The 19,895-nt window shown below is 57.5% G+C and carries 20 protein-coding genes, 1 other RNA gene and 1 pseudogene; 5 read left to right on the forward strand and 17 right to left on the reverse strand.

Annotated elements, in window-relative coordinates:
* Nucleotides 1-43 precede the first annotated feature (43 nt).
* From ACOVRA_RS00700 to ACOVRA_RS00740, 9 genes are all read right to left on the reverse strand, one after another.
* The gene (locus tag ACOVRA_RS00700) at nucleotides 44-778 is read right to left on the reverse strand and encodes a YebC/PmpR family DNA-binding transcriptional regulator (protein ID WP_421718629.1); all 735 of its coding nucleotides are present in this window, start codon (nucleotides 776-778) and stop codon (nucleotides 44-46) included.
* A 95-nt stretch (nucleotides 779-873) separates the two neighbouring features.
* Entirely contained in the window at nucleotides 874-1,698 is an 825-nt protein-coding gene (locus ACOVRA_RS00705; RefSeq protein ID WP_298226103.1) for a TIGR00282 family metallophosphoesterase, read from the reverse strand.
* An 11-nt stretch (nucleotides 1,699-1,709) separates the two neighbouring features.
* Entirely contained in the window at nucleotides 1,710-2,294 is a 585-nt protein-coding gene (locus tag ACOVRA_RS00710; RefSeq protein WP_421718630.1) for a 5-formyltetrahydrofolate cyclo-ligase, read from the reverse strand.
* Nucleotides 2,295-2,337: 43 nt separating this feature from the next.
* A non-coding RNA gene (gene ssrS / locus ACOVRA_RS00715) (6S RNA) lies at nucleotides 2,338-2,498 on the reverse strand.
* Nucleotides 2,499-2,626: 128 nt separating this feature from the next.
* Nucleotides 2,627-3,421: an inositol monophosphatase family protein gene (locus tag ACOVRA_RS00720; protein ID WP_421718631.1), complete on the reverse strand. Its 795-nt coding sequence runs from the start codon at nucleotides 3,419-3,421 to the stop codon at nucleotides 2,627-2,629.
* Between the two features lie 107 nt (nucleotides 3,422-3,528).
* Nucleotides 3,529-3,822 carry a type II toxin-antitoxin system RelE/ParE family toxin gene (locus ACOVRA_RS00725; protein ID WP_421718633.1) on the reverse strand — a complete coding sequence of 98 codons (294 nt, stop codon included), beginning with the start codon at nucleotides 3,820-3,822 and terminating at the stop codon, nucleotides 3,529-3,531.
* Nucleotides 3,809-4,105, reverse strand: a complete 297-nt coding sequence (locus ACOVRA_RS00730; RefSeq protein ID WP_421718634.1) for a type II toxin-antitoxin system ParD family antitoxin — start codon at nucleotides 4,103-4,105, stop codon at nucleotides 3,809-3,811. The genes ACOVRA_RS00725 and ACOVRA_RS00730 overlap by 14 nt, the downstream gene beginning before the upstream one ends.
* Before the next feature lie 126 nt (nucleotides 4,106-4,231).
* On the reverse strand, nucleotides 4,232-4,666 hold the full coding sequence (locus ACOVRA_RS00735) for a hypothetical protein (protein ID WP_421718635.1): 435 nt from the start codon (nucleotides 4,664-4,666) through the stop codon (nucleotides 4,232-4,234).
* The gene (locus tag ACOVRA_RS00740) at nucleotides 4,663-5,811 is read right to left on the reverse strand and encodes an anhydro-N-acetylmuramic acid kinase (protein WP_421718636.1); all 1,149 of its coding nucleotides are present in this window, start codon (nucleotides 5,809-5,811) and stop codon (nucleotides 4,663-4,665) included. Before ACOVRA_RS00740 ends, ACOVRA_RS00735 begins: the two co-directional genes overlap by 4 nt.
* An 83-nt stretch (nucleotides 5,812-5,894) precedes the next feature.
* On the opposite strand from ACOVRA_RS00740, the gene tyrS reads away from it, so the two are divergent.
* Nucleotides 5,895-7,157: a tyrosine--tRNA ligase gene (gene tyrS / locus ACOVRA_RS00745; protein ID WP_421718637.1), complete on the forward strand. Its 1,263-nt coding sequence runs from the start codon at nucleotides 5,895-5,897 to the stop codon at nucleotides 7,155-7,157.
* A gap of 20 nt (nucleotides 7,158-7,177) precedes the next feature.
* Here the strand turns inward: tyrS and glmM are convergent, their stop codons facing one another.
* From glmM to ftsZ, 3 genes and pseudogenes are all read right to left on the reverse strand, one after another.
* Nucleotides 7,178-8,533, reverse strand: coding sequence for a phosphoglucosamine mutase (gene glmM / locus ACOVRA_RS00750; RefSeq protein WP_421718638.1), 1,356 nt, complete (start codon nucleotides 8,531-8,533; stop codon nucleotides 7,178-7,180).
* A gap of 103 nt (nucleotides 8,534-8,636) precedes the next feature.
* Nucleotides 8,637-9,551 carry a UDP-3-O-acyl-N-acetylglucosamine deacetylase gene (gene lpxC, locus ACOVRA_RS00755; protein ID WP_421718639.1) on the reverse strand — a complete coding sequence of 305 codons (915 nt, stop codon included), beginning with the start codon at nucleotides 9,549-9,551 and terminating at the stop codon, nucleotides 8,637-8,639.
* A gap of 493 nt (nucleotides 9,552-10,044) precedes the next feature.
* A pseudogene (ftsZ, locus tag ACOVRA_RS00760) lies at nucleotides 10,045-11,370 on the reverse strand (cell division protein FtsZ); the annotation flags it as partial.
* A gap of 160 nt (nucleotides 11,371-11,530) precedes the next feature.
* On the opposite strand from ftsZ, the gene murI reads away from it, so the two are divergent.
* A complete protein-coding gene (gene murI / locus ACOVRA_RS00765; RefSeq protein WP_421718640.1) occupies nucleotides 11,531-12,349 on the forward strand; it encodes a glutamate racemase in 819 nt (272 codons plus the stop codon).
* A gap of 39 nt (nucleotides 12,350-12,388) precedes the next feature.
* Complete coding sequence (gene murB / locus ACOVRA_RS00770; RefSeq protein ID WP_421718641.1) at nucleotides 12,389-13,303, forward strand: UDP-N-acetylmuramate dehydrogenase; 915 nt, start codon at nucleotides 12,389-12,391, stop codon at nucleotides 13,301-13,303.
* Nucleotides 13,304-13,309: 6 nt separating this feature from the next.
* Here murB and ftsA read toward each other — a convergent pair whose 3' ends face one another.
* The 5 genes from ftsA to ACOVRA_RS00795 all read right to left on the reverse strand — a co-directional run bounded on the left by ftsA (nucleotide 13,310) and on the right by ACOVRA_RS00795 (nucleotide 17,858).
* A complete protein-coding gene (gene ftsA, locus ACOVRA_RS00775; protein ID WP_290806789.1) occupies nucleotides 13,310-14,596 on the reverse strand; it encodes a cell division protein FtsA in 1,287 nt (428 codons plus the stop codon).
* A gap of 22 nt (nucleotides 14,597-14,618) precedes the next feature.
* Complete coding sequence (locus ACOVRA_RS00780) at nucleotides 14,619-15,581, reverse strand: cell division protein FtsQ/DivIB (RefSeq protein ID WP_421718642.1); 963 nt, start codon at nucleotides 15,579-15,581, stop codon at nucleotides 14,619-14,621.
* Nucleotides 15,569-16,486 carry a D-alanine--D-alanine ligase gene (locus ACOVRA_RS00785; RefSeq protein ID WP_421718643.1) on the reverse strand — a complete coding sequence of 306 codons (918 nt, stop codon included), beginning with the start codon at nucleotides 16,484-16,486 and terminating at the stop codon, nucleotides 15,569-15,571. Before ACOVRA_RS00785 ends, ACOVRA_RS00780 begins: the two co-directional genes overlap by 13 nt.
* 173 nt (nucleotides 16,487-16,659) lie before the next feature.
* Nucleotides 16,660-17,277: a CoA pyrophosphatase gene (locus ACOVRA_RS00790; protein WP_421718644.1), complete on the reverse strand. Its 618-nt coding sequence runs from the start codon at nucleotides 17,275-17,277 to the stop codon at nucleotides 16,660-16,662.
* Nucleotides 17,274-17,858 carry a DUF1285 domain-containing protein gene (locus tag ACOVRA_RS00795; RefSeq protein ID WP_421718645.1) on the reverse strand — a complete coding sequence of 195 codons (585 nt, stop codon included), beginning with the start codon at nucleotides 17,856-17,858 and terminating at the stop codon, nucleotides 17,274-17,276. Before ACOVRA_RS00795 ends, ACOVRA_RS00790 begins: the two co-directional genes overlap by 4 nt.
* Before the next feature lie 117 nt (nucleotides 17,859-17,975).
* Here ACOVRA_RS00795 and ACOVRA_RS00800 point away from each other — a divergent pair, with 117 nt between their 5' ends.
* Both ACOVRA_RS00800 and ACOVRA_RS00805 read left to right on the forward strand, forming a co-directional pair.
* Complete coding sequence (locus ACOVRA_RS00800) at nucleotides 17,976-19,001, forward strand: AAA family ATPase (RefSeq protein WP_421718646.1); 1,026 nt, start codon at nucleotides 17,976-17,978, stop codon at nucleotides 18,999-19,001.
* Nucleotides 18,998-19,894: a DUF58 domain-containing protein gene (locus ACOVRA_RS00805; RefSeq protein WP_421718647.1), complete on the forward strand. Its 897-nt coding sequence runs from the start codon at nucleotides 18,998-19,000 to the stop codon at nucleotides 19,892-19,894. The genes ACOVRA_RS00800 and ACOVRA_RS00805 overlap by 4 nt, the downstream gene beginning before the upstream one ends.
* Nucleotide 19,895: the final 1 nt, after the last annotated feature.

The raw sequence follows: 19,895 nt of genomic DNA on the forward strand, positions 1-19,895 counted from the left end.
CCCATTCCGCCTTGATCGACAAGGACCTTTGAAGGGAGAGAAATTACTCCCCCTCGTCTTCTTCCATCTCATAATTGCCGAACACGTTTTGCACGTCATCGTCATCTTCCAAGATGTCGATCAGTTTGCGCAGGCTGGCGGCGGCGTCACCGGTGACTTCGATGCGGGCATGGGGCCGCCAGACGACATTAGCCGCTTCAGCGTCGCCAAAGCGTTCGGCCAAAGCGGTGGAGACTTCACTCAAGCTCTCAAAGGTGCAGGTGATGGAATGGCCGTCAGCATCGCTTTCAACGTCATCGGCACCTGCTTCAAGAGCGGCTTCCATCATGTCGTCTTCACTGGCCGCAGCGGCTGGGTAGAAGATCTCGCCCACGCGATCAAAGCCCGAGATCACCGAATTGGTGGTGCCGAGATTGCCGCCAGCCTTGCTGAGATAGCTGCGAACATTGCCGCCTGTGCGGTTGAGATTGTCGGTCAGGGTTTCGATGATCAGGCCGATACCGCCGGGGGCATAGCCTTCATAGCGCACCATTTTATAGTCCTCACCACCGGCAGCCGAAGCTTGGCTGATGGCGCGCTCAATCCGGTCCTTCGGCATGGAGACGGCGCGCGCATTGGTCACGGCCAAACGCAGACGCGGGTTCATCGCAGGGTCTGGCATGCCAGATTTAGCCGCCGTGGTGATTTCACGGGCAATCTTGGTAAAGGCCTTGGCGCGGACAGCGTCTTGGCGACCTTTGCGGTGCATGGTGTTTTTGAATTTCGAATGGCCGGCCATGGTCGGGTCTATCTCTTGAGTCTTGGAAGGTGAGTTTCGGGCTGCGATTTAGCAGGGTGTGTCGGAAAGTGCCACAGGGTGGTGCTGTTACGCGACTAGCCATCCACCAAAGGCACAGCTTGCTTCAGGCCGACACCAACGCGAATGGGTTCAGCGCGCAGGGCAAGGCCTGTCTTATCGTCCGTCTCCACAAAGATCCCTGACGCAAGGCCTTGGCCCTCGGCAGGTTCATGGCGCTGATAGGGCATACGGGACGAGAGCTTGCGCACGGCGATGTGCTTATTCATGCCGATCACGCTGTCATAGTCGCCGCACATGCCAAGCTCGGTCTGGAAAGCGGTACCACCGGGCAGAATGCGGGTGTCAGAAGTCGGCACATGGGTGTGGGTACCAAACACAAGGCTGGCGCGCCCATCCAGAAAATGACCCATGCCCTGCTTCTCACTGGTGGCTTCGCCATGCACTTCGACAATGACAGCATCTGCAACAAGGCCCAGTGGGCTTGCGCTCACTTCCCGTTCTACTGCGCTAAACGGGCAGTCGAGCGCATCCATAAAGACCCGTCCCATGACGGTAACAACCAACACGTTGCGGTCGCCCATTTGAAACAGATTGGCCCCACGCCCCGGTGCCATTGTCAAAGGCGGATAATTGGCGGCACGCAGCAAGCGCGGCTCGCGGTCAATATAGGCAATCGCCTCGCGCTGATCCCACGCATGATTGCCAAGGGTCAGACAATCTGCGCCGGCTTCAAACAATTCAGTGGCAATCGACTCGGTCAGGCCAAAGCCGCCAGCGGCATTTTCGGCATTCACGCCAACAAAATCGAGGCGCAAGCGCCGTTTTAAGTCAGGCAGCCGCTCGCAAAGCGCAACTCTGCCAGCCCGGCCTACCACATCGCCAAAAAAAGCAAGTCTCATTCTATCCCACTCTATGTTGGGATGGGGTATGCCTCAATCGGCGTGATAATCCAATCCAAGCGCTGATCATGGGGTTCAATGGGGATATGGGCGATTTCTTGGGCCGCAAAGGCCACGCCGACGGCAAGTACAGGGCCAGAAGCGCGCAAGGCCCCTAAGGTGCGGTCATAATGGCCTTGGCCTTGCCCCAACCGATCGCCCGCCCGGTCAAAGCCCAACAAGGGTACAAGGACTATGTCTGGGCGGACTTGGGGCAGATGGGCTTTGGGCTCGATCACGCCCCACATGCTTTTCTCGAGGCTATCTGGATTATCGGGATCGCACAGATGAAATGTCAGGCCAGCGCCCTCGCCGCCCTTTGGTGGCGTGCGCGGCAGACAGAGTGTTGCGCCTTTGGCGGCCAAAGCCCGCATGAAAGGACGGGGATCAATTTCGGTCTTGAACGGGATATAGCCTGCGATCACGCGTCCATGCGCGGCAGAAAGCAATGGGGCGGCTTGGCCCACGAGCGCCTCGCCCGCCTCTGGCGCATCGGCATAAGCTTTGGCACGGGCCGCGACCAAGGCTGATCGAAGTTCAGATTTGACTTCAACCATCGCTGCCAAACCCATCAAAAGGCTATTAAAAGAGGAAAAGGTTGGTGGATCCGCAAGGACCGTGAGAAGGTAACTCGTCCCCGTGCGACCTGGATAACCAGGTGGGTGCCAGATGACAGGAACCACGGTTCCAACCAGCGCCAGCTCCCGACGAGTGAGTTAGGTCGGCGGGACGTAGACTTCCCACGCGAACCACAGAACCACCAGATGCTTAGGTATGCCTGATGGGGCAGGCTTGCAAGGGCTTGGCCCTTTACGAAGGTCTTTCCCACACAGTCCAGAAAGAATTGCTCCGCCGCCGAGGGACGAGGGAAAGCTGCAGTCGAAAGGCCCTAGCTTTTGGCCGCCAGCAAACGCTCATTCATCAAGACCATAATCTTCTCGTTCGCCGCGACGATTGAGCCAGTCTCCATGAAGTCACCGCCATAGATTTCAGCACAGACCCCGCCCGCTTCGCGGACCAGCACGACACCAGCTGCGATGTCCCACAATTGAAGATTATGCTCCCAAAAGCCGTCAAAGCGGCCCGCAGCAACCCAAGCCAGATCGAGCGAAGCCGCGCCAAAGCGGCGAATGCCGGCAACGCGCTGGGTGAATTGGTGCAATTCCTTGAACATTTGCGAATGGCCGGGCTTGCCTTGAAACGGAATGCCCGTTGCCAAAACGCAATCACCCAAAGTCTTGCGCGCCGCGACGCGCAAACGCTTGTCATTATGGAAAGCCCCGCGTCCGGTCTCAGCCCAATAGAGGTCATCGGTGATGGGGTTATAGACAACCCCTGCCACCAAGCGTCCTTCGCGTTCGAGCGCGATGGAGATCGCCAAATGCGGAATGGCGTGGACGAAATTGGTGGTGCCATCAATCGGGTCGACAATCCAGCGATTGGTCTTGTCGGTGCCTTCGACCATGCCGCGCTCTTCACCCAGAAAGCCATAGCCGGGACGAGCCTTGCTCAGCTCTTCAAACAGGATTTTTTCGGTCTTGAGGTCGGCAGCGGTTACAAAATCGGAAGGGCCCTTTTTTGCCAATTGCAGGTTTTCAACTTCACCAAAATCTCGGCTGATGGCTTTGCCAGCTTTGCGGGCGGCGGCGATCATCACGGTCAGAAGCGGACTGACTACGCTCATAGGAGGCTCTCTTCACGATGTTAAACAGCAGATGTTGAGGGCCTTTACCCCATCTGGCTGCAATTGGATAGGGGGCGGAGCGGTGGGAAAGCCCCTACAATACCCCTTTAAATCAGCGCCTCGATATCGCGCGCGCCATGGATAACATGCTCAATGATCAAGAAATCCTCAGCCACTCGGTAAAAAATCATGTATTGCCAAAGTGGCACCGCCCGAATTCCAGCCATCAGATCTGGCCTTGCCTCCCCACTTTCTGGAAACAGACGAAGTCGATCAATAACACTTTCAAGCTGCTCTGTGAAAAGCACATCACGCCCCGGACGAACTTGCCAAAGCTGATCTTGGATGGCGCTTAGTTCTTCGATCGCCACTTCAGAAAGCTGAAAATCAAGCCGTTTCATGTGCGGCAAGATCAGCAATACGCTTCGCAATGCGACCTTTAAGGCCCTTCATGGCGGTTTCACCGTCAACTTTGGGACTATCGACACCTTTTTGAATTTCAGCCTTGAGCACTTCGAGCTGCTCAGCACGGCTAAGCGCATTCACATGCCGATTTGCTTCATGTTCTTCCAACAAACGAAGACCTGCGCGCACCACTTCACTAGCACTGGCATAGCGCGCACTTGCCAATTGCTCTTGGATAAAGGCGTCGAAGTGGGGCCCGAGGGAATAGCTGGATGACATGTCGCGCTCCAATACTAAGCTTTAGAGTATCAAAATTTGATAGTTTGGCAAATGGATTTCAAAAGTTTCTCGTGTGAGCTTCGCTCTCCCCCTTAGGTGGGGCAGGCAAAGTCGAAAAGAAGTGCCTCAATCATAGGCTGAAAACAAAACGTCACCGCACGGTGTGAACAGCATATGCCTCGACTCACGACTCAATTTTTCATTCTTTTGGTTGAGTTGGTTTTGAGCGCTTTCAGCATTTTTCGAGGCTGAATTGGGGGGCACAATCTCATATTCAACATCAGCAACAACGCAGTTTCTAATATCCCAATTACCAATCTTTTGCTGGTCAAAGGGGTCACATGCGTGGATTGCTATTGCCTTAACTTGGGCGTTGGGCACATCCCGCTGAAGGGAAGTTGTGAGAGTTTCCCTGATGCGATCAACCGAAATTTTTCCCTTTGACTCACACGATGGCGGTGAGACTGGGAAATTAAAAGCGAACCACCCGATAAAAATGAGGCAGATCAAGACGAGTCCACCTATCACCATCATCACAGAGTTCACCGCTTTGACGATCATGGTTTGCGCCTAGTCAGCACCCCACCCGTCGTCGGCCTCTCCACCCCCGTCGTGCCGGGAAAACTCAAGGGCAGTCCGCGCGAGGAGCGGACGGCAAGCAGCGCAAAGCATTCGGCTTCGATGGCATCGCCGCGCAGCCCAATCGTGTCGGCATCGACCACGCTAACGCCACAGCGGGCGGCGATTTCAGCCATCAGCACCGGGTTCTTGCGCCCGCCGCCTGCCACCACCAAGCGCTTGGGCCGGGTGGGCAGAAGCCGAAGGCCAAGGTCCAGACTCGCCGCCACCAATGCCGTCAAAGTCGCGGCACCATCTTCCAGCGACAGGCCGCGCACAAGGCCTGCATCAAAATCATAGCGGTCGAGCGATTTGGGGTATGGCGCGTCAAACCAAGGATTGTCCAATATCTCCAGCAAGCGGCCTTCATGCACGCGGCCCGACGCGGCCATGCGGCCATCCTTATCATAGACACCCTTGCCATGGGCCTCGACCCATTCATTCAAAGGACCATTGGCGGGGCCGGTGTCGAAGGCGGCCAGTCCATCCGCGCCATCCCACCAGGTGATATTGGCCACACCGCCCAGATTGAGGATGGATGTATCCCCGTCCAAGCCCGCATGGCGTAAAATGGCTGTGTGGTAGATGGGGGCAAGGGGTGCCCCCTGCCCGCCCATGGCGACATCATGACTGCGAAAATCCCAAACCGTATCGATCCCCGTCAACTCAGCGAGCTTTGCCCCATCCAGCAATTGCCGCGTCCGCCCGCCACCCCCAATTTGCGGACGGTGCAGGACGGTTAGGCCATGGCCACCGACAAATGCAATGTCTTCCGGACGCATATTCGCCTTCTCGACAAGCTTCAGGACCGCGCCTGCATAAATACGGGTGATCAGGTCTTCGGCTTGCGCAAAGATCACGGGCTCTGGCCCCTGAAAGTCCCACGCGCGGGCTTGGGTGATGGCTTCAGCCAAAAGCGCGCGGTCGGCGTCGGAATAGGCAAACAGCTCAAACGGCCCAAACTCTGCCACGCTGACCCCATCGGTACGGATCAGCGCGGTATCGACAAAGCCATCCAGCGCCGTGCCCGTCATCAGGCCAATGGCCCAGAGGGATGGATCTGAACCTACATGGGAGGGACTCTGCATCTTAATGGGTTCCAGCCTTTGAACTTTTGGGTCAGACCGTGCTAAACGCGCTTTTCACTTCGATGCAACCACCAAATCAGAGGATGACGGCCATGACCCATAAATCAGCGTTCGTTCAAACGCTTATGGAGCGCGGCCATTATTATCAAGCAACCGATCTGGAAGCTTTGGATGCGGCGGCACTTGAAAGTGAGCGCGGTGGGCGCGCACTGACGGGCTATATTGGCTATGATTGTACCGCGCCCAGCCTGCATGTCGGCAGCCTGACGCAGATCATGTTGATGCGCCGCCTGCAGCAATGTGGCGGCAAACCCATCACCTTAATGGGTGGTGGCACCACGAAAGTGGGTGATCCGTCGGACAAGAATGAGGCCCGCCCGGTCCTTACCCAAGAGGTGATCGACGCCAATAAGGCCTCGATCCAGACGGTGTTCGCTAAATTCCTAACCTTTGGCGACGGCCCGCGCGATGCGATCATGGTGGACAATGCCCAGTGGCTGGATGAGGTCAAATGGCTGGATATGCTGCGCGAGATTGGCAAGCATTTCACCATCAACAAGATGATTGCGCTCGACATCGTCAAGCGCCGTCTCGACCAAGAAGTGCCGATCACCTTCCTTGAATTCAACTATATGCTGTTGCAGGCCTATGACTTCTTAGAGCTGTCACGGCGCTATGAGTGCAATTTGCAAATGGGTGGCTCGGACCAGTGGGGCAATATTGTCCAAGGGGTGGAGCTGTGCCGCCGCGTGGACGAGCGCCACGTGCTGGGCGTCACCCAGCCCTTGTTGATGAATGCGGCCGGGCAAAAGATGGGCAAGACGGCCAATGGTGCCGTCTGGCTCAATGCCGATATGCTCTCGCCCTTCGACTATTGGCAATATTGGCGCAATGTCGATGATGCAGATGTTGAGCCTCTGATGAAGCGCATGACGGATTTGCCCTTGGATGAGATCGCGCGTTATGCGGCTTTGGGCGGGTCTGAGATCAATCTGGCCAAGATTGTGCTCGCTACCGAAACCACCGCCATGTTGCATGGCCGGGAAGCAGCAGAAGCGGCTCAGTCGACGGCTGCGGCACAATTTGGTGGCGGCGGGGCGGAAGGCGGACTGCCATCGCTTGACCTATCAGAAGCCCCCACCTCGCTCGCAGCTTTGTTCGTGGCAGCTGGTCTGGTCGATTCCAATGGCGAGGCCAAGCGCCAAGCCAAGGGCGGTGGCTTGCGGGTCAATGATGCGGTGATCCAAGACGTCACTGGCCCGATCCCCGACGCGTTGCGCGACGGTCAAGAGGTCAAGCTCTCGCTCGGCAAGAAGCGGCATCTGATGGTGAAACTGGCGGGCTGAGAGATCAGCCTGCGCAGACCTTAGCCTGCTAAGCGGCGGCTCTGCAGGGTGGCGGCCAATTCGTCGACCAATTGGGTGATCTTCTTCTGATCATCGCCTTCCGCCATCAAACGCACCAAAGGCTCTGTGCCTGAGGTGCGCACGACCAAGCGGCCACCTGACGCCGTCAAAGCATCCTCTGCCTTTTTGACGTGTGCCTGCATGTCTGGGTCGGCCAAGGGCGAAGAGCCGCTATAGCGGATATTCTTCAGAACCTGTGGCGATGGGGTAAACACAGCCAAAGTCTCGCTAGCCGTGCGGCCATGGGTGATCATGGACGACAAGACGCGCAAAGCGGAAACAAGGCCGTCGCCGGTGGTGGCATAGTCCAACAGCACGATATGGCCGGATTGTTCGCCGCCCAAATTACAATCATCAGCCCGCATGCGTGCCACCACATGGCGGTCACCGACACCGGTACGAATGAGTTGGGAGCCTTGATCGGCAATATAGCGCTCTAGGCCCAGATTGGACATGATTGTGGTGACCACGCCAGAACCGCGTAGAGTCTTGTCGGCGATCATGTCGCGCGCGATGGCGGCAATGATCTGGTCGCCATCGATTTCGCGACCTTTTTCATCGATAATGATAATCCGGTCGGCATCGCCGTCCAACGCAATGCCAATATCGGCGCGGCGCTCCAGCACGGTTTGCTTCAAGAGGCGCGTATCGGTGGAGCCACAGCCGGCATTGATATTGCTGCCGTTTGGATTAACGCCAATCTCGACAACTTCGGCGCCCAACTCATAAAGCGCCCAAGGGGCCGTGCGATAAGCCGCACCGTTTGCGCAATCGACGACAACGCGTAGGCCCTCCAGGCTCATCCCACGTGGGAAAGCGCCCTTGGCAAATTCGACATAGCGGCCGCGGCTGTCCTCAAAGCTTTTGACAAGTCCGATTTCATGGGGGGCAGCGCGAACGATCCGGTCTGGCTCGTCCAACAGCTTTTCAATTTCCTGCTCTTGCGCGTCGCTCAGTTTAAAGCCGTCGGCACCGAATAACTTAATGCCATTATCAGCAAAGCCATTATGGGAGGCGGAAATCATCACGCCGAGGTCCGCCCGAAGCGAGCGCGTCAACAGGCCGATGGCAGGGGTGGGAATTGGCCCGAGGATTTTCACGTCCATACCAACAGCGGCAAAGCCAGCCACAAGCGCAAACTCCACCAAATAGCCAGAGCGGCGCGTGTCTTTGCCAATGATGACATTGTGGCGATGCTCGCCCTTTTTGAACACCGTACCAGCGGCCATACCCAAGGTCATGGCGACTTCGGCAGTCATGGGCCATTTGTTGGTTTCACCGCGAATCCCATCGGTTCCAAAATAGCGACGACCCATCGTTTTCTTCCTTTTATGCCAGACTAAAGGCTAGGGGGATTAGGTTAAGTTTGGGTGATAGAGTTTCACCACTTCGGCATTTCACCAAGCAGAAATTGCGGGCTTACGCCCCAGCTGCGGGCAAAAGCTCTGCAGCTAAGGGCGCGAAATTCCAACGCCACGCGGTTTCATCCGCCAAGAGCGCACGCACAAGCGCCACATTCATTTCATGGCCCGCCCGCTCGGCCACATAGCGGCCTTTGATCGGCGCGCCAGCCAAGGCTAAATCACCGACCGCATCGAGTGCCTTATGGCGCACGAACTCATCGGCAAAGCGCAGGCCTTCTTGATTGACGATGGCGTCGCCATCAATCACGACCGCATTTTCAAGCGAGCCACCCAAGGCCAAACCTTTGGCCTGCATGGCTTCAACTTGATGCAAGAAGCCAAAGGTGCGTGCGGCACCCAAATCATTGGCGAAGCTTTGTGGGGTGCAGTCAAATACAACCCGCTGGCGGCCAATGGCGCGCGTGGTGAATTCAACCGTGACATCCAACTCAAACCCGTCAAAAGGCTCCAGCCGAGCAAGCTTATTGCCGAGACGAACTTCAACCGGCTTGAGGACTTCCAACATGCGGCGGGGCGCACCCAAGGCCCGCGTGCCAGTCATCTCAATCATTTCGATGAAGGGCTCTGAAGACCCGTCAAGGATTGGCACTTCCGGTCCATCAATTTCGACAATGGCATTATCAATGCCCATGCCAAACAAGGCAGCCATCAAATGCTCAACCGTGGCGACCGACACACCAGCCGAATTGGCCAAAGTGGTGCCCAATTCAGTTGTCGTGACTTTGTCGACCAAAGCCGCAATCCGGCGCGCAAATTCAGGCGCGTCCAAACGGACAAACACAATACCATGATCAACGCCCGCTGGCTTCAATGTGACCCGGACAGGCTTTCCCGTATGCAAGCCAACGCCCACGCAAGACGCATGGCCTGCGAGCGTATGTTGGAGGGCTGTCACAGTTTGATATTGCACGCTTTACTGACCTTCATTTCCAATTAGACACCCTGCCCTAGTGGACACATGTCTGCGCTTCCTCTTTGGCGCAGACGATGTCACCTGACAAACCAAACAATATTTCGATATGTGACAATAGAACGTGAACGCCGCCGCACATTTCTGTACGGCGGCGCTTTTCTTGGTAAACTCTTGAAAAAAGAGTGTGTTAGTTGGCTTGCTTGCGCAGGAAGGTTGGGATTTCGATCTCATCATCAAACTCATCGCCAAACAGTGGCTGGGTTTGTGTGATCGATTTTGCGCTTGGCTCTGGGCGCTCGTCCCATTGCTCTTCACGTGCAGCAGGCTTTGGACGACCAAAAATGTTGAAGCCATTGAAGCCAGAGCTGCGCTGTTGGCGAGGCTCTTCCTGGTGTTGCGGGGCTGCAGCACGGGCCTGATAGCTCGGCTGTTCTGGGCGCTGTTGCGTGGTTGCGCCATGCATAGGCGGACGTGGTTGAGCAGCTTGATAGACTGGGCGCGCCTGCGGGGCAGCCGCCGCAGCATAGTTTGGCTGCGCTTGTGGTGCAGCTTGCTGATACTCTTGACGCGCGACAGCTGGCTCTGGTGCGGCTTGTGGCTGCTGGAACAAAGGCTGTTGCACAGGCTGCGGTGCCGGTTGCTGCATCATTGGCTGAGGTGCTTGCTGATAGCTTGGCTCTTGCGCGATTGGAGCTGGTTGTGGCTCTGGCTGACGCTGCACGATGGGCTGATGCACCATAGGCTCACGGCCATTATTTACCCGCACGACTGTTGGCGCGGGCGCCGCTGGCTGTTGGGCAGGTGCCGCATTGAAATAGCCCGTGGCTTGTGGACGGCCTTCGGTCATCGCAGCGGCTTCAATACCGGTAGCGACCACGGACACGCGCATCACGCCTTCCAAGGTCTCATCAAAGGTCGAACCAACGATGATATTGGCGTCCGGATCGACTTCCTGGCGGATATGGTTCGCCGCTTCGTCCAACTCAAACAAAGTCATGTCATAGCCGCCGGTGATGTTGATCAACACCCCACGTGCGCCTTTCAGCGACATATCTTCCAACAAAGGATTGTTGATCGCTTTCGTAGCGGCTTCCAGCGCACGACGTTCGCCAGAGGCTTCGCCCGTGCCCATCATGGCCTTGCCCATTTCACCCATAACCGAGCGCACATCAGCAAAGTCGAGATTGATCAGACCCGGCATCACCATCAAATCGGTGATCCCGCGCACGCCAGAATGCAGCACTTGGTCAGCCAATTGGAAAGCTTGGTGGAAAGTCGTCTTGTCATTGGCGACGCGGAACAAATTCTGGTTTGGAATGATGATCAGCGTGTCGACATATTTCTGAAGTTCAGCAATGCCCGCATCGGCCATCCGCATGCGGCGCGGTCCTTCGAACTGGAACGGACGGGTCACAACGGCAACCGTCAAAATGCCCTGCTCTTTTGCTGTACGTGCGATTACTGGGGCCGCCCCCGTCCCCGTGCCACCGCCCATACCAGCCGTGATAAAGACCATGTTGGCATCGGCCAAATGATCAAGAATTTCGCTCTGGCTCTCTTCAGCAGCAGCCATGCCAACTTGCGGCGTTGCCCCTGCCCCCAAGCCTTGCGTGGTGTTCAGACCGATTTGAATGCGGCGCTCTGCCTTTGAACGGGCCAAGGCCTGCGCATCGGTGTTTGCGACCACAAACTCCACACCCTGCAAGTCTGCATCAATCATGTTGTTGACGGCATTGCCGCCCGCGCCACCGACGCCGAATACGACAATCCGTGGGCTGAGTTCAGTTTGGGTGGGGACGTTAAGGCGGATAGCCATTCTAGGCTCCTCGAAGGCTTCGTGCGGGATGAGTGAAAGAATCGATGGCTGAGGATGCCCCCGACATGTTTAAGCAGGAGTTAATTTGATTCATGCAAATGATGAATCTTAAGAAAAAATTCAGCATGATTCACGCGTCTCTGAAAGGCACATGGTGCGGATGAAACCCCTGAAAAATAGACCTCATGTGCTTGTTTTCGATTCTGGTCTAGGTGGCTTGTCAGTAGTTAATGCGATTGTTAACGCGCGCCTTGGGGTCGACCTTTTCCATCTGGCGGACACCGCTTACTTCCCCTATGGCGAGAAGGCCGATGAGGCCTTGATCCTCCGTGTACCCGCCGTGATTCGGGCTGGAATTGAGGCAACATCCGCCGATTTAGTCATTGTCGCCTGCAATACGGCCAGCACTTTGGCTCTTGATACGGTGCGGTCCCAAGTTTCGATTCCGGTGGTAGGCGTTGTCCCCGCGATCAAGCCTGCTGCTGCCCTCACTCAGACAGGGACCATCGGTCTTCTGGCAACGCCAAAGACCGTCACCCGTTCCTACACCGATCAGCTGATCGCTGAATTTGGCAACGGTAAACAGGTATTGCGCCATGGCGCGGTCGGTCTTGCCGGGGCAGCTGAAGCCAAGCTGGCTGGAGAAACGCCGGATCCAGAGATTTTCAAGGCTGCTATTTCAGGGCTATTCGACCAAAAAGGCGGTGACGCCGTGGATATAATTGTCTTGGCCTGCACCCATTATCCCTTGGTTCAGGCCGAGCTAGAGGCCTTAGCGCCCCGTCCCGTGACTTGGGTCGATTCCGGGGAGGCAATTGCCCGACGAGCTGCCCATTTATTGCAAGCCCAGATGGATCAGGAGGCCCCTATCCTGCGCAGGGGGCTTACAACTGGCGGGGCGGATGAAGCGACGCGCCGCGTGCTTTTGGGCTTCGGGTTTCAAACGGTCGAAGCTTTGAGTGTTTCGTCTCAGCTTTAACCCCTTTTCGAGGGCCGAAGCTGGCGTTAAGCCTGAGGCATGAACCTTTTCGACCGCCTCCCCCCCGTCCGGGGCAAACTCGAAGCCAGTGTCACATTGGCCCCTTTCACTTGGTTTCGGGTCGGTGGACCAGCCGAAGTGCTGTTTCAGCCGGCGGATGAAGACGATCTGGCCGATTTCCTGCGCGCCTGCCCGGCCGATATTCCCATTCTGGCTGTCGGCGTTGGATCAAACCTGATTGTGCGCGATGGCGGTGTGCCCGGTGTGGTGATCCGCCTTTCTCCGCGCGGCTTTGGTCAAATATCGACGGACGGCTTGACCGTCACAGCTGGTGCTGCCTGCTTGGACGCCAGTGTCGCCAAGAAAGCGGCCGAAGCAGGCATTGCGGGCCTAGAATTCTATCGCGGGGTGCCCGGCACCATTGGGGGGGCATTGCGTATGAATGCTGGCTGCTATGAAAGCGAAACGAAGGACGTCTTGGTCTCGTGCGTGGCCTATGATCGGGCAGGCCAACGCCATGAGATCAGTTGTGCCGACATGGGCTTCACCTATCGGCACACAACAGCACCCGCGGATTTGATCTTTGTGTCAGCCACTTTCCAAGGCACGGCCGATGATCCGGCAGCAATCCTTGCTCGGATGGACGCGATCACCCAGAAGCGCGAACAAAGTCAGCCCATTCGCGACAAAACTGGCGGCAGCACGTTTAAAAACCCCGACCCTGTGCAGTCCGGTGGCCGTAAGTCCTGGCAGGTGATCGATGCAGCTGGCCTGCGCGGCTATCAGATTGGTGGCGCGCAAATGAGCGAGAAGCATTGTAACTTCATGATCAATACCGGCACGGCCACGGCAAAAGACCTAGAGGCACTGGGCGAACACGTCATCCAACAGGTCAAGGCCACGCAGGGCGTTGACCTACATTGGGAAATCAAGCGGATTGGGAATGCAGGCTAAGGCGCTTTAGAAATTGTCTTTCAGCCATTGCAAGGCACGTGCGACGGGGTGGCTGGAAGGTTCCACCATTTGCGACGCACTGCTCGCCATATCGGTTGGCCGCTCCACGCCCCACCGTAACAGACCTGCCGCCACCGAATAGCCGGGGCCAGCAACAGCGTCGCCAAGACCCGTAAAGCGCTGTGGGCGACCGATGCGGACATGGCCTTCAAATACACGCGCTGCCAGTTCGCGCACGCCGTTCAACTGACTTCCGCCACCCGTCAACACGATCCGGCGACCAGCATTGAGCTTATCAAGCCCGCCAGCGCGCAAACGATCGCGCAAAAGCTCCAAGGTCTCTTCTACGCGGGGGCGAACCACCCCTGTCAGAATCGAGCGCGGGGCCTGATCCGAGATAAGCTGACCATCTTCACCCATACGGGGTGCATCAATCATCAGATTATCTTCATTCAGGCTGGCAATCGCGCTGCCGTGCACGATTTTGAGGCGCTCTGCAGCTGCCGCCGTGGTGCCAAGGCAATGGGCAATATCATGGGTGACATGGTCTGAGCCAATGGGCACGGCATCGACATGGATCAAAGCGCCCGCATGGAACAGTGCCGCGGTAGTTGAGCGCGCGCCCATATCCACGACCAAAGCACCCAACTCCAAATCATCTTCCGCCAAAGCGCCAAGAGCCGCTGCATAAGGTGCAGCAACAGAGCCTGAAATCGTATAGGTCGCCCGCTCCACACACAGAACAATATTGCGCCATTGGGGCGTTGGGGCCGTTACCACCGTGACTGCCACGCCCAACCGACGACCCAGCATGCCGCGCGGATCGCGGACCTTTTGGCCATCGACGACAAAGAAACTCGGCGTTGCGTGCAGGATAGACCGGCCGTCTAAGCGCACATGCTCCAACGCTGAGCCCACCACGCGGCGGCGCTCTTTCGGGCCAATTTCAGCATTGGCGAAGGTGATTTCGCCATGCGCTTGCTCTGCTCGAACGCCAAAGCCAGAGACCGAGACGACCACTTCGCTCACGGTGACGCCAGACATGCGTTCCGCCTGCGCAATCGCGGCTCGTACCGCCTTTGTTGCAGCCTCTAGATCAACGATCGCGCCATTGCGCACGCCGCGTGCGGGCTGGGTGCCGACCCCTGCAACCCTCAAAGGGCCAGTGCCTTGCCCTGTACTCCCGATGAAACAGGTGATTTTGGACGCGCCAATATCCAACGCGGCCAACATGGCAGCACGAGGTGCGGGCGTTCGACTTTCGACGGCTGCACGCTTGGTTAAAGAGGACATGTTTGTCTCATTTCGGTGTGTATCAAGCCTTCTGAGCGGACTTCGCCGCATCTTGAGCCTTCGTCACCGACAAACGTTCTGGAGTCGGGCGGAGAATGAGGGTGCCTGATGTTCTGAGATCAAGGCGGGCGAATTCGCGGTCTAGAATTTGATGGCTGGCTTGCAGGGCTTGCAGTTGGGCTAAGGCCTCGGCCATGCCGGTTTCCGGCAGCAGGATATCGCCACCCGACTTCAAGCGCAGGGTCCAGCGGCGATCCCCGACCCAAATGGCTGCGCTGGTGCGTTCGGCAATTGCTGGATAGCTGCGCAACGCCTCGAATAAGGCCGGAGCTTGTGGGCCCGCATTAGCACCAACCACCAAGGCATAACCTTTGGCAGATTTGGTTTCTTTTGCCTCACCCAGTTTCCGACCCGTGCCATCCATAAAGGAAAGATGCCCTTGGTCTTGCCAAAGCGCGGTTGCGGCACGGGGGGTGATGAGGATCTGGATTTGATCGGGCCACAGGCGGCGCACAACAACACCTTCGACCCAAGGCAATTCAGCGACGCGGGCACGGACCTCTGAGGGATCTATGCCGAACATGACATCATCGGCCATAATGCCGGACTTCACTTCCGCTTCGGCCCGCTGATACTCGCTCAATTGCATCCCATTGGGGGCCTGCACATTGATCAAGCGGACGGCGAGGCCCGCACTCCGGGCAGCATTACCCGCGCTCGTCTGAATACCGCGACCCATGTCATCCAAAATGCCAAGGCCAGCAGCGAGCAGCACGAAGATTGCCAATACCGAGGCAAGGGTGAAGCCGACCAGAATGCGACGGGTTGGGCCATCATATTGGGCAGCCCGCATGCGGGCATGGGCCCAAGCGCCCAGTTTCATCGTCCAAGCATGACTATCCGTACGTCGGGGCGAACGGGCACGACCACGGGGGGCAGGCGCCCGCTTGGGGGCCGCACGGCGCGTTTGTCTCATCGCGGGCATGACGCGTCCTCCAACATCCATTTTACGAGGTCATTAAATGACAGGCCGATATGGGCCGCCTGCTCCGGTGCCAGTGATGTCGGCGTCATCCCGGGCTGGGTATTAATCTCCAGCACGACCAAGCGATTGGTGGCCGGATCATAGCGGAAGTCCGTCCGCGTCACGCCACGACAGCCTAACAACTGATGGGCACGCACCGCATCTTTCATCGCCTTTTCACGCACAGCCGCAGGTAAGTCCGATGGGTTCACATGATGAACAGAGCCACCGGCTGCATATTTGGCGTCATAATCATAAAACTCATGACCTGTGCGGATTTCAGTCACCGCCAAAGCCCGGTCGCCCATCACAGCGACCGTCAACTCACGTCCAGCAATGAATTCTTCCACCAGCACTTCATCGCCAGACCGCCAATCGGGGTCGAGTAGTTTTTCCGGAGGTCGGTTCTCGCCCTTGCGAACGATAAACACGCCAAAGGATGAGCCATCTGCATTGGGCTTCACGACATAGGGCGGCTCAAGTGGGTGTTCGCGGGCTGCATCCTGACGCGACATCAGCTTGCCAGCGGGCACATCAAGGCCGGCGCTAGCAAACACTGCTTTGGCCTTTTCCTTATCCATCGCCAAGGCAGAGGCCAAAACACCAGAATGGGTATACGCAATGTTCGCGATTTCCAGCACGGATTGGATCCGCCCGTCCTCACCCCAAGGACCATGCAGCGCATTAAGCGCAATGTCGGGGGATACAGATTTCAGGACCGAAGCAATGTCGCGATCGACATCAATCTCTACAACGTCAGCACCCAGTGCACGCGCGGCGTCGGCACAGGCCTTGCCGGAGACAAGCGACACAGGTCGCTCGGCTGACCAGCCACCCATTAACACCCCTACCCGCACGCCCTTCATGCTGCGCCAATCCCTTTAAACCTGGGGCAAGCATCCCCAGTCACCGCAATAATTGATGAGACATGAAGGATTGAGGTGAATGGTAAGTTAAAGCCTACCCGCTTTGGTGCAGAAATGATTCGGAATTTTGACTAAAATTTCAGTAGGCTCGGTTAGCCTTCGAAACCACTGCTTCAGCCTTCAGCAAACACCCGCAAATAGAGCGCGCGCAGCATGCCAGCGGTCGCTCCCCAGACATAATGATCGCCGTAAGGCATGGCGTAATAATAGCGCGTCTGGCCATTATAATCGCGCGAATGGCGTTGGTGATTGGCTGGGTCCATGAAAAAGGCGAACGGCACTTCGAAAATCGCATCGACTTCGCGCGGATCGGCCACAAAGTCTGCTTGATGGGAAACAAGCCCCACGATGGGCGTCACGCGAAATTGGGTTACCGTTTCATACGGGTCTGAGGCCCCCAGAACCCGCACATGGGCGGGATCAAGGCCAACTTCTTCGCGGGCCTCTCTAAGGGCGGTTGCAATCGCATCGGCATCTTCGTCCTGCCGCCTGCCGCCTGGAAACGCAATCTGCCCTGAATGGGTTGGCATGTCGGCAGAGCGGCGCGTCAACAGCACCGACAGCCCTGTTTCGCGGGTGATCAAGGGCACCAAGACCGAGGCATCGCGTAAACTTGGTTGCGCAGGTCTTTCCCCCGACAAGTCAAAGTCCGAAAAGGGCGGACGGCCAGCTAAATCATCCAGCGGGGCTAAGCGCCGCTCAAGCCGCGCAATCAAATCGGCTTCGCTCATCCCTCGATGCCTTCTACCAGCCCCAAATCAAACCTTGTCCCTTGGCTGGTCAGCGACAGGCGTTCACCTTCCAAGTCCGCCCACTCGACGAGTTCATAAAATGGCGCGCGCAAAACGCGGGCGTTCAAGCGTCCGCGCACGCGCACATAGGGCCGGGGCTCCCCGGTCTTGGGATCATGTTCCACCCACAAAGGGTTGCTCGCTCCGACAACAACTTGATCGCCAACATTGGTGGTCACGACGATGCTGGGGCCAAAACTGGTATCGAGTTGATCAACCCGCGTACCCAAAAAATGCGCGTCGGCAACATGGACAATGACTTTTTCCCCCGGCGTCACCAAATAGGTTTGGCCATCCTCATCCTTGCGCAGGATGGTGGAAAATAGATCGATCATCGGCTGGCGGGTGATGCGCACTTTTTCGTGCCACCAAGAGCCGTCCGCACGGATTTCCATGCCGATATCGCCGCAATGGGCGGGATTCCACATCTCGACGGGTGGCAAAGCCCGCTCGCGCCCATGCTGGCCTTGCAACTGCATCAATTCAGCCAATAAATCTGCAAGGGGGCGTGGATCACTCATGTGTTTAACTTAGGTTTGTTCCGGGGGGATGACCAGATGAGGGCGCACTGATCGACAGAAGAAACCTCTCTGAAAAGACACTCGCACAACACCCTTGAGTCAGGCTAGGCTAAATCCATGAGTGATATGCCCAATCAAACCCCTTCCGACGAGACCACCGACAAGACCATTGGTCGCATTGATCGCGCGCTTGAGACCATTGCTGCGGTTCGCGCCGGGGTTGGTGGTGCCATTCTTGGCCAAGAGCGGGTGATTGATTTGACGCTTGCGACGATCTTGGCCGGTGGCCATGGCTTGTTAGTGGGTGCACCGGGCCTTGCCAAAACCCGACTGGTAGAGGCCGTGGCGATTGCAACTGGGCTTGATTGGGGGCGGGTACAATTCACGCCAGACCTCATGCCGTCCGACATCATCGGGTCTGAAATCCTCGACCAAGATAGTTCCGGCAAGCGCAATTTTCGATTTGTGCGCGGCCCGGTTTTTACCAGCCTATTGATGGCAGACGAAATCAACCGGGCAAGCCCGCGCACGCAATCGGCCCTGCTTCAAGCCATGCAAGAAGGCCAAGTGACCGTATCTGGTGTTACCTATAGTCTGCCGGAGCCCTTCTTTGTCTTGGCCACGCAAAACCCAATCGAACAAGAAGGCACCTATCCTTTGCCAGAAGCGCAATTGGACCGCTTCTTATTGCAGATTGATGTCCCCTTCCCGGATCGCGAGACCGAACGGCAAGTCCTTTTGGCCACGACGGGTGATGGCGATTTGGTCGCTAAGGCGGCCTTAAAGCCCGGTGAATTAGCTAATCTGCAAAGCTTTGTGCGCACCATGCCTGTGGGTGAGAAAATCTTGGATTCGGTGCTCGATCTCGTCCGTTCTGCCCGACCTGAAAGTGCAACCGATCCTGAAATTCGCGACCTAGTGGCGTGGGGTCCGGGGCCGCGCGCGGGTCAAGCCTTGATCAAGGCTGCCAAGGCGCGCGCTTTCTTGCGCGGCCGGGTTAGCCCCAGCTTGGATGATGTGACCGCGATTGCGCGCGCTGCCCTCGCCCACCGTATGTCTCTGACGTGGCGGGCCCGCGCCGACGGACTCGACATTGCAAAGCTGATTGACCGCTTGGTGCAAGAGGCACTGCGACCCGCATGAAGGCGAGCCAACAGGCTTTTGTCCCCGCCAAACTGGCTGGCGATGCCCAAGATTTGGCAAATGCCCTGCCTGCTCTGTTGATGGATGCGCGCAAGACTGCGGCCAGCCTGATGCTGGGTGCGCATGGGCGACGCCGGGCTGGCATGGGCGAGGCCTTTTGGCAGCACCGCGAGCTTCTTGATGGCGAAACCTTGCGCCAAGTCGATTGGCGACGGTCTGCGCGATCTGACCGGCTTTTCGTGCGCGAGATGGAACGCGAAAGCCCTGCATCCTTGCAAATCTGGGTCGACACGCGCCCCTCGATGCGTTGGCGCAATCAAACCAGCCGCCCCACAAAAGCAGAGCGCGCTTTGGTGGTCGCGCTTGCACTGGCCATGGCAGCAAAAGCGGGCGGTGAGCGGGTCAGCGCGCTCTTAAGCGGCCAAGTTATGGGTCAGGAGGAATCGTTTCTGGAAGCGCTGATCGCCAGTGGCGGCCGCTTTGACGCGCAAGCGCCGATCGATACGGGCCGAAACGCCCAAATTCTGATCGTCAGCGACGGCCTCGAGCCGATTGAGGTCTGGGCCGAGCGCTTCCGTCGCCTGTCATCTGGCGCCCAACCCGTCCTGTTCGTTTTGATCCGCGACCCCGACGAGGAAGCTTTCCCATTTGAAGGCCGCGTGTCCTTCTCTGCCCCGGATCGTGATACACCCATTATCATCGGCCAAGCCGGTGCGGCCCGGGATGCGTATCAACGCACCTATCGCCTGCATTTCGAGGCCTTGCGTGCAGCGCTCACCAGCGCTCGGGGCAGTTTGCTGAGCCATGCCACCGATCAGCCTGCCTTGCCCGTGACCTTGCAGGCTGCTGCCCTGTTGGATGGACGCGGCGCTTCTCAGTTCAAGGTGGGCTGAC

Origin of the sequence: Aquidulcibacter sp., from assembly GCF_049239865.1 — a bacterium.
Taxonomy (GTDB): domain Bacteria; phylum Pseudomonadota; class Alphaproteobacteria; order Caulobacterales; family Aquidulcibacteraceae; genus Aquidulcibacter.

What these genes read in the sequence shown, in the direction of transcription:
- ACOVRA_RS00805 (WP_421718647.1), top strand. Translation starts at nt 18,998, where the DNA reads ATGAAGGCGAGCCAACAGGCTTTTGTCCCCGCCAAACTGGCTGGCGAT.
- ACOVRA_RS00800 (WP_421718646.1), top strand. Translation starts at nt 17,976, where the DNA reads ATGAGTGATATGCCCAATCAAACCCCTTCCGACGAGACCACCGACAAG.
- ACOVRA_RS00710 (WP_421718630.1), bottom strand. Translation starts at nt 2,294, where the DNA reads ATGGTTGAAGTCAAATCTGAACTTCGATCAGCCTTGGTCGCGGCCCGT.
- tyrS (WP_421718637.1), top strand. Translation starts at nt 5,895, where the DNA reads ATGACGGCCATGACCCATAAATCAGCGTTCGTTCAAACGCTTATGGAG.
- ACOVRA_RS00785 (WP_421718643.1), bottom strand. Translation starts at nt 16,486, where the DNA reads ATGAAGGGCGTGCGGGTAGGGGTGTTAATGGGTGGCTGGTCAGCCGAG.
- ACOVRA_RS00795 (WP_421718645.1), bottom strand. Translation starts at nt 17,858, where the DNA reads ATGAGTGATCCACGCCCCCTTGCAGATTTATTGGCTGAATTGATGCAG.
- ACOVRA_RS00720 (WP_421718631.1), bottom strand. Translation starts at nt 3,421, where the DNA reads ATGAGCGTAGTCAGTCCGCTTCTGACCGTGATGATCGCCGCCGCCCGC.
- ACOVRA_RS00780 (WP_421718642.1), bottom strand. Translation starts at nt 15,581, where the DNA reads ATGCCCGCGATGAGACAAACGCGCCGTGCGGCCCCCAAGCGGGCGCCT.
- ACOVRA_RS00700 (WP_421718629.1), bottom strand. Translation starts at nt 778, where the DNA reads ATGGCCGGCCATTCGAAATTCAAAAACACCATGCACCGCAAAGGTCGC.
- ACOVRA_RS00740 (WP_421718636.1), bottom strand. Translation starts at nt 5,811, where the DNA reads ATGCAGAGTCCCTCCCATGTAGGTTCAGATCCATCCCTCTGGGCCATT.
- ACOVRA_RS00725 (WP_421718633.1), bottom strand. Translation starts at nt 3,822, where the DNA reads ATGAAACGGCTTGATTTTCAGCTTTCTGAAGTGGCGATCGAAGAACTA.
- murB (WP_421718641.1), top strand. Translation starts at nt 12,389, where the DNA reads ATGAACCTTTTCGACCGCCTCCCCCCCGTCCGGGGCAAACTCGAAGCC.
- glmM (WP_421718638.1), bottom strand. Translation starts at nt 8,533, where the DNA reads ATGGGTCGTCGCTATTTTGGAACCGATGGGATTCGCGGTGAAACCAAC.
- ACOVRA_RS00790 (WP_421718644.1), bottom strand. Translation starts at nt 17,277, where the DNA reads ATGAGCGAAGCCGATTTGATTGCGCGGCTTGAGCGGCGCTTAGCCCCG.
- ACOVRA_RS00705 (WP_298226103.1), bottom strand. Translation starts at nt 1,698, where the DNA reads ATGAGACTTGCTTTTTTTGGCGATGTGGTAGGCCGGGCTGGCAGAGTT.
- ACOVRA_RS00735 (WP_421718635.1), bottom strand. Translation starts at nt 4,666, where the DNA reads ATGATCGTCAAAGCGGTGAACTCTGTGATGATGGTGATAGGTGGACTC.
- ftsA (WP_290806789.1), bottom strand. Translation starts at nt 14,596, where the DNA reads ATGTCCTCTTTAACCAAGCGTGCAGCCGTCGAAAGTCGAACGCCCGCA.
- murI (WP_421718640.1), top strand. Translation starts at nt 11,531, where the DNA reads ATGAAACCCCTGAAAAATAGACCTCATGTGCTTGTTTTCGATTCTGGT.
- ACOVRA_RS00730 (WP_421718634.1), bottom strand. Translation starts at nt 4,105, where the DNA reads ATGTCATCCAGCTATTCCCTCGGGCCCCACTTCGACGCCTTTATCCAA.